This window comes from Achromobacter sp. 1014246743 (genome assembly GCF_059760725.1).
Genome location: NZ_JCBANA010000014.1, coordinates 82,115 through 96,633 on the forward strand (window position 1 = coordinate 82,115; position 14,519 = coordinate 96,633).

Consider the following 14,519-nt stretch of genomic DNA (forward strand, 5'->3'; position numbering starts at 1 on the left):
GCGCCAGTGACATGGTCACCGTGCCCGCTTACTCATCTAGTCGAATGACCCCCGCGCAGTCGGCACAGGAAACCGCGTGAATTTTTTATGACAAACGCGTCTCGGCGGCTTTCAGGGGCGGCGGCTGCGGTCAGCTCAGAAGCACCACGTCGCCCACGCGCCGCACGCTGGCGCCATACAACTGCTGGATCTGGGTGATGGCCTGGTCCAGGTCCTTGACCTCGTAGCGCGCGCTCAGGCGATGGCGGGCCAGCGCGTCGTTCATCAACACCACGCGTCCCGGGCGGTAGCGGTTGATTTCGTCGATCGCCTGCTTCAGCGGCAGGTCGTGGAAGCTGACGATGCCCGCGCGCCAGTCCGAGGCGTCCTGGGCGATGGTGGTCGGGGGCTGCATGGCGTCGGCCGTGTAGCGCTGCTGCTGGCCGGCCCGCAGCACCAGATTGGCATCCTGGTGCTGCACGTTGATTTGGCCGGCGTTGCAGCGCAATTGCACCTCGCCCTGCGCCAGGCGCCGTACTTCGATGTCGCCGCTGGCAAGGGTCATGCGGGCGGCGCCGGCCAGCACCGTGCACGGCTGGCTGCGCGCCGCGCGGATGGCGGCTTCGCCCGCGACCAGTTCGATTTCCGGCAGGCCGCCGCGGGTCGAGACGTTGACGCTGGTCTGCGTGTTCAGCGCCAGGGTGACCTGCTGGCCATCCAGGGCGACGCTGCGCTGTTCGCCCGTGGCGGTGCGGTAGTCGGAATTGAATTCGGACCACGATGGCCATAGGCCCCAGGGCGGGCGCAGCACGCCGGCGACCGCCAGGCTGGCGAAGGCGGTTGCGCCACCGGCCAGCAGCCAGCGCCGACGCGGGTCAGCGAGATGGGGACGGCGCGGCGCGGGGTGCGCCGCCGCATAGGCCTGCGCGACCTGGCCCAGTTCGCGCCAGGCGCGGGCCGCTTCGGCCCAGGCGCGCTCGTGCGCCGGGCTTTGCGCTCGCCAGGCCTGGAACGCCGCGCCGTCCTCGGTGGTGGGGGCGCCGGTCGCCAATGTGCGTGCCCAGGCATGGGCCTCGCGCGCCAGGGCGGAGTCGGGCAGGGGGCCGGAGGACGGTTGGGGGCTCATGGGTATCGCTGGCTGCGCGCGGCCGTTATCCGCCGCTTTCATACTTAGACGATCCGGCGTTGGGCAAACGGAACCCGGAACGCCAAAAAAATACACTTTCTTTCATTTATTCCTGCCCGCGCGCCATGGCCCTGACACAGTGTTCGTGCGCCGTCTGCAATTCGCGGCCCACCAGCCGCACCGAGATGCCCCAGCGCTTGGCCAGGTCGGGCCGCGACAGGCCCTCGACCCGCGCCGCGATCAGGATGTCGCGCTGGCGCGGCGTCAGGGCGTCCAGCGCCTTGAACATGTGGTCCATGTCCGAGCGCGATTCGGCGATGCCGGCCGGCCCGGGGGCGTCGTCCTGCACATCGAAGAACTCGCTGACTTCGCTTTCGCTCAACAGGCGTACGTCCTGGCGGATGCGGTCGATGGCGACGTGCACCGCGGTATTGACCAGATAGGTCTGCGGATGCCGCACCTCATCCAGGTCGTCGCGCGCCGACAGGCGCAGGTAGGCGTCGTGCAGCGCGTCGCCGGCCAGGTCGGAGGCCCCGCCCAGGCGTCGCGCCACCTGCCGCCGCAGCGCTTCATAGCGCTCGGCGACCAGGCGGCGCAGATTGGCCAGGCCGGCGCCGCTCATCGCCGGCAGCCCCCGTAGCGGCGGGCCGCCTCGGGGGTGATCAGCAGGGTGGCGGGCAGGCCGAAGCCGGCGGGCGGCGCGCCGATGGGCAGGCCTTCCAGGGCGTCCTGCAACCGTGGCCCCATATCGGGCCGCCCGGTGGCGTAGGCCTGGGCCCCGCGAATGACGTGGGTCCCGTCCAGCGGCACGCGCAAGGCCACGCGATAGTCGCCGATGTGCAGGTCAGGGCGGGCGCACAGGGCATCCAGCACGCGGCGCTGCAGCCGGCCGTAATACTGCTGGCGGGCCGTCTGCGACGTTTGCGGGGCAGGCGCCGGCGGCGTTCGCACGCGGGGCATCAACAGCAGCGCCCGAGGCGCCGTGTAGCGCGCCTGCAGGTCCGTTTCCGACAGGAGCCGGGCCAGCGCGTCGTGCGCGCTGTAGCGGCCGGCGATGGCCGGGGCGGTCTGGTCCGCGGTTTGCGCGCTGTCGTAGAGCACCGAGTCGCCTGTGAGTTGGCTGTATTGCTGCAAGGCGTTGTGCAGGGGCTGGCGTGGCCAGTCGAAAGGATACGTGCGCACGCCCTCGGCCGCCGCGGCCGACGCGGCCAGGGCCGCGCCGGCGGCCATCGATGTCATCATCGCCTGCAGGCGTTTCAAGCCAGCGCGCACATCGGCGACGGGCAACGCGGGTTGTCGGGGACGGCAATGGAAGGCATACGCGCGGGAAATCGGACGCTGGCCGCCGCGAGGCGGTGGGGAAGCCGACATGGTAGGGGCCGAATGTGACCCTTTGGTTGCACTGCGATGACACCCGGCGGCTGGTGTAAAGTCGCGTTTACATCATTTCCTGAAGGACACGAAGGTGCCTGAATCGAATCAAACCGCGGTTCTGCTGTTTTCGTACGGAACCCTGCAGGACAAGGCCGTGCAACGGGCGAACTTCGGCCGCGAACTCACCGGCAAGCCGGACGCCATGACGGGCTACGTGCAGCGCTGGGTCGAGATCACCGACCCCGAGGTCATCAAGACCAGCGGCCTGGCCCGGCACCCCATCGTGTATGCCAGCTATGACCCCAAGGACGAGGTGGCCGGCATGGTGTTCGAGATCACCCAACAGGAACTCGAAGCCGCCGATCGCTACGAGGTATCCGACTACAAGCGCGTGTCGGTGCTGCTGAAGTCCGGCGTGCACGCCTGGGTGTACATCAAGGCCTGACCCGGGCACGGCGCGCCGACGCGGCTTGCCGCGGCTCGGCGCCTGTACACTCGGACATCTCCACTTCAGGGGCCCTACATGGCCGGCAGCAGCTTCTTCGCCCTGTTCGACGACATCGCCACCATCCTGGACGACGTTTCCGTCATGACCAAGGTGGCGGCCAAGAAAACCGCCGGCGTGCTGGGCGACGACCTGGCGCTGAACGCGCAACAGGTTTCCGGCGTGCCGGTCAACCGCGAATTGCCCGTGGTGTGGGCGGTGGCCAAGGGCTCGCTCCTGAACAAACTGATCCTGGTGCCCGCGGCCCTGGCCATCAGCGCCTTCGCGCCTTGGGCGGTCAGCCCGCTGCTGATGCTGGGCGGGGCTTTCCTGTGCTTCGAGGGCGTGGAAAAGCTGGCGCATAAGTTCCTGCCGCATGGCGACACCGTCGACGACAACCACGTCGCCCGCGCCGAAGCCTTGCAGGACGCCTCAGTGGATATGGTCGCGTTCGAGCGCGACAAGATCAAAGGCGCGGTGCGCACCGACTTCATCCTGTCGGCGGAAATCATCGCCATCACGTTGGGCGCCGTGGCCGATGCGGACATGGTGCGCCAGACCATCGTGGTGGCGGGCATCGCCCTGGTCATGACGGTCGGGGTCTACGGCCTGGTCGCGGGCATCGTCAGGCTGGACGACCTGGGGCTGTATCTCAGCACCAAGCGCTCGCAGGCCGCGGCCTGGCTGGGCAAGCGCATCGTGGCAGGCGCGCCCTACCTGATGAAGACCCTTTCCGTGGTGGGCACCGCCGCGATGTTCATGGTGGGCGGCGGCATCATCACCCACGGCATCGCGCCGTTGGGCGCCGCCATCGAGCATGTCGCCGCCGCCACGGGCAGCGGCGTCGTGCCGCTGTTGGTGTCGACCTTGCTCAGCGCCCTGTTCGGCATCGTGGTCGGGGCCGTGGTGCTGGGCGCGGTCAGCCTGGCCAAGCGCCTGTTCCGGAAATAAGGCGCCGGGCCCGGGCGGGCAGTACCGCATGACGGGCGCGCGCTCGTCTTCAACGCCCGTGGCTTTGCCGGCCGCGCGACGCCTGCGTCGTCAATCGATCTTCAATCAGTACGCCAGCGAGGCTTGCAGGTACACCGTGCGCGGCATGCCCACGTACTTGCCCGCGTTGTTGTCGGTGGAACGGGTGAAGTAGCGCTTGTCGAACAGGTTCTTCACGCCCAGCGCGAGGTTCAGGTTGTGCATCGTCTTGCCGAAATCGTAGGCGGCACGCACGTGCACCGTGCCATACCCGGGGATGTCGCCATAGGCGCCGTTGGCGCTTTCCGCCGTCTGGTACGTGGCGCCGGCATCGGGTGACCCGGGCGAGCGCTGTCTGGATTGCAGGAACGTATCCACATTGAACGTCCACTGGTTGCGCGTGTAGCGCGCGCCCAGCGATGCCACGTTGCGCGAATAGAACGGCAGGTCGCGGCCCTCGAACACGCCGGCCTTGTAGGTGGCCTGCGTATACGTGTAAGTGCCGTACAGCGACATGCCCGACAGCGCGGCGCTCAATTCGCCCAGGTCATACGACAGCCCCGTTTCCAGGCCGCGGTGGCGCGTGGCGCCCAGGTTGGTCCAGGCGTCCGAACCGCCGTTGGTGCCGCCGCGCAACTGCAATTCGTCGTCGAAATTGATGTTGAACAGCGTCAGCTCACCCTTCCAGCCGCCGCCGTTGAAATGCGTGCCCACCTCATACGTGGTGGCCTTTTCAGGATGCAGGCCATTCGTGGTCGAGGCAATCTGGAAGTACTGCAACGGCCCGAACGACTGGCCGGCATTGGCGAATACGCTCCATTGCTCGCTCACGTGGTAGACCATCGACAGCGAGGGCAGCGGCTCTTCCGACTTGATGCGGGTGGACTTGGTGGCGGCCGGGTTGGACTTGTCGTTCAGGAACGAATCGATGAACTCATAGCGCACGCCCGGCGTGATGGTCCAGTTGCCGACATTGATGGTGTCGTCGATATAGACCGCGTGCGCTGTCGTGCCGCCGGTGCGGAACTGGTACTGCGGATTCGGCGCGCTCAGCGGATCGAACGGGCCGTCCGGCTTGTAGAACGCCGTGCGCGACGCGCGTTCGTCGCTGGCTTCCTTCAGGTAGCGGTAGCCCACGCTGATTTCCTGCGTCACGTCAGACCCACGGAACAGGCGCGAATAGCGCGGCTCGATCGCAAACGTATGGTAGTTGCGCGGGTTGAACGTCAGGCGGCGCTGGCCGGCATTGGCGCCGGTGCCTTCGGTCTCGATGCTGCTGCCACGGAAACTGTCCGTGTAGTACGTCAGCAATTCGAACTTGTTCACGCCATCGTCGTGGTTGTAGCGGAACGACGCATCGGTGCGCCGGCCCGTGAAGCTGTCGTACGGCCGCGTCGACTGGAAAGGGTCTTCGGAATACTGCCTGGTCGTCAGGCCGCCCGGCATGCCGGCGCGGCCCTCGTAGTGGTGCAGCGCCGCCGAGATGCTGTCGTCCGCGCCGATGCGGTACATGCCCTTGAGCATCACATCATCGATATCGACGCGATCGTTGCTGTCACGAAAGCCATTGCCGTGCGTGCCCGAATAGAGCAGGGCGCCGCCCAGGCCGCGGTCGTTGGTGCCGCCGATGAACGCGCTGGGCGTCGTCTTCACGCCGCCGCGACTGTACATGTCGGTCTCGACCGACGCATCCGCCGTGAAATCCTGCGGAATCGCGCGCGTCACGAAGTTGATGATCCCGCCCACGTTCTGCGGGCCGTAGCGCACCGATCCCGCGCCGCGCACCACGTCCACCGCCGACAGATTGCCCAGCGCCACCGGCGCCATCGACAACTGTGGCTGCCCATAAGGCGCCACCGCCAGCGGAATGCCGTCCATCAGGATCGTCGACCGCGGCGACAGGCGCGACGTCAGGCCGCGCACCCCCACGTTCAGCGACACATCGCTGCCGCCCGTGCCATTGCTTTCCTGCACCTGCACGCCCGGAATCCGGCGCAGCACATCGCGCACATTCGTCGCGCCCGTATCCTGGAACGCCGCCCGATCGATGATCGTGCGCGCCCCGCCATGTTCCAGCACCTTCTCGTCGCTGGGATTCTCCAGCCAATCGCCCACCACGCTGATCGCGCCCAGCGTACTGCCATCACCCGCGCCGGATGACGAGGCGGCCGGCGCCGCGGCGTTGCCGCCTGCCGTCGTGGCGGTCGAGTTCGACGGCGCGGTTTGTGCATGGCCACTGGCCGCCACGGCCAGCAAGGCCAACGCGAGCGCCCGGCGCCGCGGAGGAAAGGGGATCGACATGAAGTTTCCAGGAATCGCTCACCAGTTAATGAGAGCGGTAATTAAATTGAGAATCTTTTATGAACGGAGACGGAAAAACTGCAACGCGCAGGGAGGCCCCAGATGACGCCCCTCAGATCGGCCGAAAATATAGCAAGAATTGGCGCCAATCCAAACGCGGTAAATTGGGGCCGTGGCAAAAACACCCCACGACCCTCCGGCTGGCCAAACGCACCCGCGCACCTGTGCCCAGCCGAATCCGTATAAGATGTGAAATTGGCGCCAATTTTTTGACGCGGGAACCATCATGGACACACTAGATCAGCAATTGCTGGGACTGTTGCGCGCCGATGCGCGCGCAACCGTGGCAACCCTGGCCAAAAAGCTCGACGTATCACGGGGCACCATCAACAACCGCATCGCCCGCATGGAAGACGAGGGCATCATCGTCGGCTACACCGTCCGCCTGCGCCCCGAATCCGAACCCGACCAGATCGGCGCCTGGATGAACATCGCCGTAGACGGCAACGAAACCCGCCGCGTCGTCAGCATCCTGCTAGGCGACCCCGCCGTCGTCGCCCTGCACGACACCAACGGCCGCTGGGACCTGCTGGCCGAACTACGCGTGGCCAACATCGAAGAAATGTCCCGCGTCCTGGACCGCGTCCGCCTGATCAAGGCCATCTCCGCCACGGAAACCAGCATCCACCTGAAGAGCTACAAGCTGGACTAAAAAAAACAGGGCAGGGTGCACCCCTCAATCAACACAGCAGCCCCCAACACAGCCCCCCTGACGGCAGACCACACCCCCGGCCCCCCCAAAAAAAACCGGCCTGAATCCCCCCGACGCACCACCCACCCAACGCCCAAAAAGGCCGCCCGCGCGGCCGGCTTTGGGCGACCCCGCAAGACCTTCCACCCCACCCCCGTTCCCCACCAGAACGCCAAGCACACCTCCCACCCCAGCAACGCCCCAAACCCATCACGTCACAGCGTGGCGGGCAGGCGCACAGGGAGGGCGGGGCGTGTAGATGCGCCCGAGGGAATTCGAAGGGAGCCGAAGGCGGACGAGAATGACGAAGGGGGGGGCCGCCTAGGCGAGTCCGGAGCGAAGGCTCCGGACCGCAATCGTAGCCCCGCCCTCCCTGTGCGCCTGCCCGCCACGCGGCAGAAGAACACGAATCTGCACCAGCAAAAACCCAGGAACAAGCCCCGCCGCCAGGCGACCCCCCACCCCGTTAGGGATTCCCCCCGCTTGTCCCTCCCCACCCCCACCCCTAAAATTGGCGCCAATTTATGCAAACAAACACCCCAAGCCAGCACCCCTAGGGACCCATCCCTCCCAGGATTCAAGGATCAAGCAATGCCCACCGCAGCACCCACCCTCACCCCCGAAGCCGCCCGCGCCCGCGCCATCTACGACCTCGGCCACAGCACCGTCTTCTCGGCCCGCATCGACCCGCGCTTCTCGTACTGCATGTACGTGCCCCCGCACATCGACCAGGCCAAGCACCCCATGCAACTGGTCGTCATCATGCACGGCACCGGCCGCGCCTTCGTCGAATACCGCGACGCCTTCGCCGAATTCGCCCGCTGGAACGACTGCATCGTCCTGTGCCCGCTCTTTCCCGTCAGCCCCCTGGGCGACGGCAACCGCGACGGCTTCAAGCAACTGCGCGAAGGCGACATCCGCTACGACCACGTCCTGCAGGACATGGTCGCCGAAGTCGGCGAAAAATTCGGCTGCGACTTCTCGCGCTTCGCCCTGTTCGGTTATTCCGGCGGCGGCCAGTTCGTCAACCGCTACGCCTTGCTCCACCCCGAAACCCTGTGGGCCGTCTCCATCGGCGCGCCCGGCTCGGTCACCCTGCTCGACCCCAGCCAGGACTGGTGGGTCGGCGTGCGCGACGCCGAAGCCCGCTTCGGCAAGGCCGTCGATGTGGACGCCCTGCGCCAGGTCGCCGTCCACATGATCGTCGGCAAGGCTGACCTCGAAACCTGGGAAATCACCCACCGCGAAGGCGGCAAGTTCTTCATGCCCGGCGCCAACTCGGCCGGCGCCACTCGTCCCGAGCGCCTCGAATCCCTGCGCCGCTCGTTCGAGGCGGCCGGCGTCAAGGCCGTGCTGGACGTGGTCGACAACGTGCCGCACGACGGCCTGAAGTGCGTCGGCCAGGTGCAGGACTTCCTGGCCGCCGAGCTGCGCAAGCTGCGACATGAATAACACCGAAAACAAGACGCGCGGCGGGTGCACCAGCGCCCGTCAGCCGCGATAGGAGAGGGGCATGCTGCGTTTCGCACTATCCCGTATCGTCATGGCCATCCCCACGCTGCTGATCGTGGCCGTGGCCGTATTCGTCATGATCCGCCTCATTCCGGGCGATCCGGCGCAACTGCTGCTGGGTGACCTGGCCACGCCGGCCGCCCTGGCCGACCTGCGCGCCCGCCTGGGCCTGGACCAAAGCTGGACCACCCAGTTCGGCATCTGGTTCGGCAACATGCTGCACGGCGACCTGGGCTCGTCCATCAACACCGGCCAGCCCGTGCTGCCGCTGGTGTGGGACCGCTTCCTGATCAGCGGCCGGGTGGTGCTGGTGGCCGTGCTGTTCGCCGCCCTGGTGGCCGTGCCGGCCGGCATGATCGCCGCCTGGAAGCAGAACAAGGCGCCCGACCTGATCCTGGTCGGCACCGCCACGCTGCTGGTGTCCATTCCCACCTTCTGGCTGGGCCTGCTGCTGCTTATCTTCTTTGGTCTCAAGCTGCAATGGCTGCCCGTGGTGGGCTACGTGTCCATCGGCGAAGACTGGAAGGCCGGCCTGCTGTACCTGGCCATGCCCATCCTGACGCTGTTCCTGCACGAAATCGGCGTGCTGATGCGCATGGCGCGCGCCAGCACCCTGGAAGTGCTGCGGCTGGACTACATCACCCACGCACGCGCCAAGGGCCTGTCCGAATCGGCCGTGCTGATGCGCCATGCTTTCCGCAACGCCTTCGGCCCGACCTGGACGCTGATCGGCCTGGTGCTGGGCAACCTGCTGGGCGGCATTGCCGTGGTCGAAACCGTGTTCACCATTCCCGGCCTGGGCCGGCTGCTGGTGGATTCGATCTTTGCCCGCGACTATCCCGTCATCCAGGGCTGCCTGTTGTTCGTCGGCGTGGTCTACGTGATCGTGAACCTGCTGATCGACCTTTGCTATCCCATCTTCGACCCGAGAGTGACCGCCGAATGAAAAAGCGAATTGCAGCTAACGCGCTGATAGGCGGCGTGATCGTGGCGGCGATGATCGTCGCGGCGATCATGGGCGCCTTCTGGACGCCCCACGATCCGCTCAAGATCAACTTCGTGGCCCGCCTCAAGCCGCCCGGCGGCGACTTCCTGCTGGGCACCGACGAATTCGGCCGCGACGAGCTGTCGCGCCTGCTGGCCGGGGCCTCCAGCAGCGTCTGGATCAGCTTCCTGACCGTCAGCTTCGCCATCATCGCGGGCACCGCCATCGGCACCCTGACCGGCTTCGTGCGCGGCTGGACGGACCGCATCATCATGGCCTTCAATAACGCCTTGCTGGCCTTCCCGGGCCTGCTGCTGGCGCTGGGCCTGTTGGCCGTGGTGGGGGCCAACAAGTACGGCATCATCCTGGCGCTGGGGCTGGCCTACACGCCGTCGGTCACGCGCATCGTGCGCGGCACCGTGCTGTCGCTGCGTGAAAAAGAGTTCATCGAATCGTCCCGCGTGCTGGGCAATTCCGAGCTCTACACCATGTTCCGCCACGTGCTGCCCAATTGCGTGGCGCCGCTGACGGTGCTGGCCACCTCGATGTTCGGCTGGGTCATCCTGGCCGAAAGCGCGCTGTCGTTCCTGGGCCTGGGGGTACCACCGCCCGCGCCCACCTGGGGCAACATGCTCGCAGCCGCCCGGCCGTTCATGGCGCAGGCGTCCTATCTTTCCATTCTTCCCGGCTTGGCCATCGCCCTCGCGCTGCTGGGGATCAACCTGCTGGGCGACGCGGTGCGAGACCGTTTCGATCCCCGCATGAGGGGCGTGCAATGAGCGCACTGGTAACCGTATCGAATCTGTCCCTGACCGTCGGCCGCGGCGGCCGGGAAATCGTCGGCGGCGTGTCCTTCGAGGTGGCGCCGGGCGAAATGGTCGGCATCGTCGGCGAATCCGGCAGCGGCAAGACCCAGGCCGCCCGCGCCATCATGGGGCTGACCCCGCCGCCGCTGGTGGTGGCCGGCGGCTCGATCCGCTTCGAAGGCGTGGAAGTGACCCAGGCCAGCGCGGCCCAGTTGCGCAAGCTGCGCGGCGCGCGCATCGGCATGGTGTTCCAGGAACCCATGACCTCGCTCAACCCGTCCATGCCCATCGGGCGCCAGCTGGACGAAGGCCTGAAGCTGCACCGGCGCGACCTGTCGACCGCACAGCGTCGCGAACGCATCCTCGAGATGCTGCGGCGCGTGGGCATCCGCGACCCCAAGGCCGCCATGCAGGCCTGGCCGCACGAGTTTTCGGGCGGCATGCGCCAGCGCATGATGCTCGCCTCGGTGATGCTGCTGGAGCCGGCGCTCTTGATCGCCGACGAGCCCACCACCGCGCTGGACGCCGTGGTGCAGCGCGACGTGCTGGAACTGATGGTGGACCTGACGCGCGAGCACAACACGGCCGTGCTGATGATCAGCCACGACCTGCCGATGGTCGCGCGCTATACCGAGCGCATGGTGGTGATGCAGCACGGCAAGGTGCTGGAAACCGGCACCACCGCCGGCATTCTCGAACGGCCGCAGCATCCCTACACCCGCAAGCTGCTGGACGCGATGCCGCGCCGCCTGCCGGCCCGGCCGATCACCAAGGAAGCCCCCATCGTCGAGGTCAGGAACCTGGTGGTGGATTACGCCGGCCACCAGCGGCTGTTCTCGCGTACCGGCGCCAAGCGCGCGTTGGGCGGCATCGACCTGCACGTCAAACCGCGCGAAGTGGTGGCCGTGGTAGGCGGGTCGGGTTCGGGCAAGACCACGCTGGGCCGCGCCATCGCGGGCCTGCTGTCGCCCACGTCCGGCCAGATCCTGTTCCGCGATCAGCCGGTCAGCCGCCGGTCGGGCGCCTGGCGCGACTACCGTCTGAACTGCCAGATGGTGTTCCAGGACCCGTATTCGTCGCTGGACCCGCGCATGACCATCGGCCAGTTGGTGGGCGAAGGCCTGCGCATGCTGACCGACATGCCGTCGACTGAAAAACGCCGCCGCGTGGACGAAGTGCTGGCCGAAGTGGGCCTGGGCTCGGAATACGCCAAGCGCTATCCGCATGAGCTGTCCGGCGGCCAGCGCCAGCGCGTGGCCATCGCCCGGGCGATCGTGCGGCGGCCGGCCTTCGTGATTGCCGACGAACCGGTGTCGGCGCTGGACGTGACGGTGCGCGCCCAGGTGCTGGACCTGTTTGCCGATCTGCAGGAACGCCACGGCTTTTCGTGCCTGTTCATCAGCCACGACCTGGGCGTGGTCGAGCAGGTGGCCGACCGGGTGGTGGTCATGCGCGACGGCGGCATCGTCGAGCAGGGCACCCGCGACGAGGTCTTTGACCATCCGCGCGAGGAATACACCCGCAGCCTGCTGTCGGCGATTCCGGCGCTGGAATCCACCGATACCGGCGGCGTGCGCCTGCGCTGGCGCCTGGACGGGCAGGAGCCATCACGGGCCACGGCTTGAAGGGACGGATCCGCGCCGGCCGCCGGGGCTACCGGTGCGGCGCGGACTTATGCATAAAATACGCGGTTTGGATTTGATTCACGGGAGTGGTCCATGCCGAAAGCGGCGGCGACACAGCCGGGCCTGGTTGACCGTATTGCCCATGATATTCAGTCGGGCATCTTTGGTCCCGGGGCGTGGCTGAAACAGATCGACCTGCAGGAACGCTACGACGCCAAGCGTCTGGACGTTCGGCGGGCACTTGACCAATTGGCTGCCAAGCGGCTGATTTCGCACATCCCGAACCGGGGCTACCACGTCTACGCGATGGACCCGGACCAGCACGTGCAGATCCGCGATATCCGCGTGCTGCTGGAAACCGGCGCGGCGGCTGACCTGATGCCCAACGTCACGGCGGCCAAGGTGCGCGCCCTGCGCACGCTGGCCGAGCGTTTTGCCAAGCTGCTGCAAGACGGCACGCTGCTGGAGCAGTACGAGGTCAACCTGGCGTTTCACGCCGGGATGTACGACATGTGCTCGAACCGCGAACTGGCGGCCCTGATCCAGGAAACCCGCGCCCGCGGCCCGGCGGCGCCGGCCAAGGAGTGGGTGACGCGTTCGCGCATCGAAATCTCGGCTCGCGAGCACTTCGACATGGTCGAGGCGCTGGAGGCGCGCGACGTCAAGCGGCTGCAGAAGATCATCGCCCAGCACGTCGGGCAAGACATTTCCTGACCGATTCCGGGCAATGCGTCCGGCTTTGCGGCGGCCATCCTGTCTGGGGGGGGCCGCCGCAAGTCGTTTCCGTGTGTCCGATCTATGCGTTGTGCAGGGATACCCCTGATGCCGGATGGGGGCTGAGCCTTCATAATAGGCAGCTATTTTTGGCGCCAATATAGTTATGAATCAGGCGCCGTATGTCCCCGGGGGAGTTTCCGCAATGCACCACCATTCTGTTTCCCGAGCGCTTGCGCTCAGCCTGGCCCTGGCCGCCACAGGCACGGCCCACGCCGCCACCCTGACGATTGCCCAGCCGGCCGACATCCGCTCGACCAATCCGGGCGTCAACCGCGACAACACTACCGACGGCGTGGTGCTGAACGTGGTGGAAGGCCTGGTCGGCTACCGGGAGAACGGCACGGTGGCGCCGTTGCTGGCGAAATCGGTCGACCTGTCCGAAGACGGCCTGACCTACACCTTCAAGCTGCGCGAGGGCGTGAAGTTCCACAACGGCGCGACGTTGACGTCGGCCGACGTCCTCTGGAGCTGGGAACGCTACATGGACGCCAAGACCGACTGGCGCTGCCGCAGCGATTTCGACGGCCGCAACGGCCTGAAGGTGACGGAAGTGTCGGCGCCGGACGCGCTGACGGTGATCATGAAGATCGACCGCAAGTCGGCGGTGTTCCTGGATTCGCTGGCCCGCACCGATTGCGGCATGACGGCGATTCTCAGCAAGGATTCGGTCAACGCCGACGGTTCGTGGAACAAGCCGGTGGGCACGGGCCCGTATCAGTTCAAGGAATGGAAGCGCGGCGAATACGTGCTGCTGTCGGCGTTCAAGGATTACGTGTCGCCGTCGACGGGCGACAAGCCGGACGGCTATGTGGGGGCAAAGCGCCCGCTGGCTGACGATGTGAAGTTCCTGGTGGTGCCGGACCCGTCCACGGCGAAGGCGGGCCTGGTGTCGGGGGCGATCGATGCGAGCCAGATCACGATCACAGATGTGGCCGAGCTGAAGAAGAGCCCGACGGTGTCGGTGATGAGCCCGCACGACGCCACCAAGCATACGCTGCTGTTCCAGACGCAGGATCCGGTGCTCAAGAATGTGAAGCTGCGCCAGGCGATTGCGGCGGCGCTGGATATTCCGCAGGTGGTGGCGGCGGCTTCCGAAGGGTTGGGTCAGTTGAACAATTCGGCGGTGTATGCGGGGTCGGCGTATTACCAGGAGGCCGAGAAGCGTACCTACAAGTACGATCCGGCGCGGGCGCAGCAGTTGCTGAAGGAAGCGGGGTACAAGGGCGAGCCGATTGTGATCTATGCGAACAAGCGGGCGCACGTGCCGAGCTATCAGGTGGCGGTGATTGCGCAGGCGATGATGCAGTCGGTGGGGATCAATGCGCAGATCGAGGTGCTTGAATGGGCGACGCAGCTGGATCGCTACAACACGGGCAAGTACCAGATCAGCTCGTTCACGTTCTCTTCGCGGATCGATCCTTCGTTGAGCTTTGAGCAGTTTGCGGGGGATAAGTCGAAGCAGCCGCGCAAGGTCTGGGATGATCCTGCGGCGCAGAAGCTGATTGACGAGAGCTTTCTTGAATCTGATCCGGCCAAGCGGCAGAAGCTGTTTGACCAGTTGCATACGTTGATGTTGGAGCAGACGCCGTTGTTGGTGCTTTATAACGGGGCGGATGCTTGGGCGACTAATAAACGCGTGGAAGGGTTTTCGGTTTGGGAAGGGAAGCCTCGGGCTTGGGAGACCAAGATTGTGGGTAAGTAAGTAGGTTTTTTTGTAGGTTGGTTTTGGGGGCGGTTGCTGGCGGCGGGAGTGCTGCTGGGGCCGCCTGACGCGTCGGTGGCCTGCGGTGTGCGGGGCTACGATTGCGGTCCGGAGCCTTCGCTCCGGAC

The 14,519-nt window shown here is 66.4% G+C and carries 13 protein-coding genes; 9 read left to right on the forward strand and 4 right to left on the reverse strand.

What is annotated here, in order from left to right; all coding sequences use genetic code 11:
* Positions 1 to 130: 130 nt before the first annotated feature.
* The 3 genes from AC6LJ2_RS08435 to AC6LJ2_RS08445 all read right to left on the reverse strand — a co-directional run bounded on the left by AC6LJ2_RS08435 (position 131) and on the right by AC6LJ2_RS08445 (position 2,365).
* Positions 131 to 1,105 carry a FecR family protein gene (locus AC6LJ2_RS08435; protein WP_498151181.1) on the reverse strand — a complete coding sequence of 325 codons (975 nt, stop codon included), beginning with the start codon at positions 1,103 to 1,105 and terminating at the stop codon, positions 131 to 133.
* 106 nt (positions 1,106 to 1,211) lie between these two features.
* Complete coding sequence (locus tag AC6LJ2_RS08440) at positions 1,212 to 1,727, reverse strand: sigma-70 family RNA polymerase sigma factor (protein WP_263910372.1); 516 nt, start codon at positions 1,725 to 1,727, stop codon at positions 1,212 to 1,214.
* Positions 1,724 to 2,365 (reverse strand): STN domain-containing protein, encoded by a 642-nt coding sequence (locus tag AC6LJ2_RS08445; protein WP_263910373.1) that lies wholly within the window; start codon positions 2,363 to 2,365, stop codon positions 1,724 to 1,726. The genes AC6LJ2_RS08440 and AC6LJ2_RS08445 overlap by 4 nt, the downstream gene beginning before the upstream one ends.
* Positions 2,366 to 2,570: 205 nt before the next feature.
* On the opposite strand from AC6LJ2_RS08445, the gene AC6LJ2_RS08450 reads away from it, so the two are divergent.
* Together AC6LJ2_RS08450 and AC6LJ2_RS08455 are read left to right on the forward strand one after the other, a co-directional pair.
* Positions 2,571 to 2,924 (forward strand): gamma-glutamylcyclotransferase family protein, encoded by a 354-nt coding sequence (locus AC6LJ2_RS08450; protein WP_263910374.1) that lies wholly within the window; start codon positions 2,571 to 2,573, stop codon positions 2,922 to 2,924.
* 78 nt (positions 2,925 to 3,002) lie between these two features.
* Positions 3,003 to 3,914: a DUF808 domain-containing protein gene (locus AC6LJ2_RS08455; protein WP_263910375.1), complete on the forward strand. Its 912-nt coding sequence runs from the start codon at positions 3,003 to 3,005 to the stop codon at positions 3,912 to 3,914.
* A 105-nt stretch (positions 3,915 to 4,019) separates the two neighbouring features.
* Here AC6LJ2_RS08455 and AC6LJ2_RS08460 read toward each other — a convergent pair whose 3' ends face one another.
* Positions 4,020 to 6,233, reverse strand: a complete 2,214-nt coding sequence (locus AC6LJ2_RS08460) for a TonB-dependent receptor family protein (RefSeq protein ID WP_498151182.1) — start codon at positions 6,231 to 6,233, stop codon at positions 4,020 to 4,022.
* A 286-nt stretch (positions 6,234 to 6,519) separates the two neighbouring features.
* Between AC6LJ2_RS08460 and AC6LJ2_RS08465 the strand changes: the two genes are divergently transcribed.
* The 7 genes from AC6LJ2_RS08465 (at position 6,520) to AC6LJ2_RS08495 (ending at position 14,391) form a co-directional block, all read left to right on the forward strand.
* Positions 6,520 to 6,945 carry an Lrp/AsnC family transcriptional regulator gene (locus AC6LJ2_RS08465; protein WP_076415591.1) on the forward strand — a complete coding sequence of 142 codons (426 nt, stop codon included), beginning with the start codon at positions 6,520 to 6,522 and terminating at the stop codon, positions 6,943 to 6,945.
* A gap of 630 nt (positions 6,946 to 7,575) precedes the next feature.
* Positions 7,576 to 8,436: an alpha/beta hydrolase family protein gene (locus tag AC6LJ2_RS08470; RefSeq protein ID WP_263910378.1), complete on the forward strand. Its 861-nt coding sequence runs from the start codon at positions 7,576 to 7,578 to the stop codon at positions 8,434 to 8,436.
* Between the two features lie 61 nt (positions 8,437 to 8,497).
* Positions 8,498 to 9,442, forward strand: a complete 945-nt coding sequence (locus AC6LJ2_RS08475; RefSeq protein WP_263910380.1) for an ABC transporter permease — start codon at positions 8,498 to 8,500, stop codon at positions 9,440 to 9,442.
* Entirely contained in the window at positions 9,439 to 10,260 is an 822-nt protein-coding gene (locus AC6LJ2_RS08480) for an ABC transporter permease (RefSeq protein ID WP_263910382.1), read from the forward strand. Before AC6LJ2_RS08475 ends, AC6LJ2_RS08480 begins: the two co-directional genes overlap by 4 nt.
* A complete protein-coding gene (locus AC6LJ2_RS08485; protein ID WP_445658375.1) occupies positions 10,257 to 11,912 on the forward strand; it encodes an ABC transporter ATP-binding protein in 1,656 nt (551 codons plus the stop codon). The genes AC6LJ2_RS08480 and AC6LJ2_RS08485 overlap by 4 nt, the downstream gene beginning before the upstream one ends.
* A 93-nt stretch (positions 11,913 to 12,005) precedes the next feature.
* Positions 12,006 to 12,626: a GntR family transcriptional regulator gene (locus AC6LJ2_RS08490; protein ID WP_263910386.1), complete on the forward strand. Its 621-nt coding sequence runs from the start codon at positions 12,006 to 12,008 to the stop codon at positions 12,624 to 12,626.
* A gap of 205 nt (positions 12,627 to 12,831) precedes the next feature.
* Positions 12,832 to 14,391 (forward strand): ABC transporter substrate-binding protein, encoded by a 1,560-nt coding sequence (locus AC6LJ2_RS08495; protein WP_263910387.1) that lies wholly within the window; start codon positions 12,832 to 12,834, stop codon positions 14,389 to 14,391.
* Positions 14,392 to 14,519: the final 128 nt, after the last annotated feature.

Coding starts and splice junctions, on each gene's coding strand:
- AC6LJ2_RS08435 (WP_498151181.1), bottom strand. CDS start 1,105: ATGAGCCCCCAACCGTCCTCCGGCCCCCTGCCCGACTCCGCCCTGGCG.
- AC6LJ2_RS08440 (WP_263910372.1), bottom strand. CDS start 1,727: ATGAGCGGCGCCGGCCTGGCCAATCTGCGCCGCCTGGTCGCCGAGCGC.
- AC6LJ2_RS08455 (WP_263910375.1), top strand. CDS start 3,003: ATGGCCGGCAGCAGCTTCTTCGCCCTGTTCGACGACATCGCCACCATC.
- AC6LJ2_RS08460 (WP_498151182.1), bottom strand. CDS start 6,233: ATGTCGATCCCCTTTCCTCCGCGGCGCCGGGCGCTCGCGTTGGCCTTG.
- AC6LJ2_RS08465 (WP_076415591.1), top strand. CDS start 6,520: ATGGACACACTAGATCAGCAATTGCTGGGACTGTTGCGCGCCGATGCG.
- AC6LJ2_RS08470 (WP_263910378.1), top strand. CDS start 7,576: ATGCCCACCGCAGCACCCACCCTCACCCCCGAAGCCGCCCGCGCCCGC.
- AC6LJ2_RS08475 (WP_263910380.1), top strand. CDS start 8,498: ATGCTGCGTTTCGCACTATCCCGTATCGTCATGGCCATCCCCACGCTG.
- AC6LJ2_RS08480 (WP_263910382.1), top strand. CDS start 9,439: ATGAAAAAGCGAATTGCAGCTAACGCGCTGATAGGCGGCGTGATCGTG.
- AC6LJ2_RS08485 (WP_445658375.1), top strand. CDS start 10,257: ATGAGCGCACTGGTAACCGTATCGAATCTGTCCCTGACCGTCGGCCGC.
- AC6LJ2_RS08490 (WP_263910386.1), top strand. CDS start 12,006: ATGCCGAAAGCGGCGGCGACACAGCCGGGCCTGGTTGACCGTATTGCC.
- AC6LJ2_RS08495 (WP_263910387.1), top strand. CDS start 12,832: ATGCACCACCATTCTGTTTCCCGAGCGCTTGCGCTCAGCCTGGCCCTG.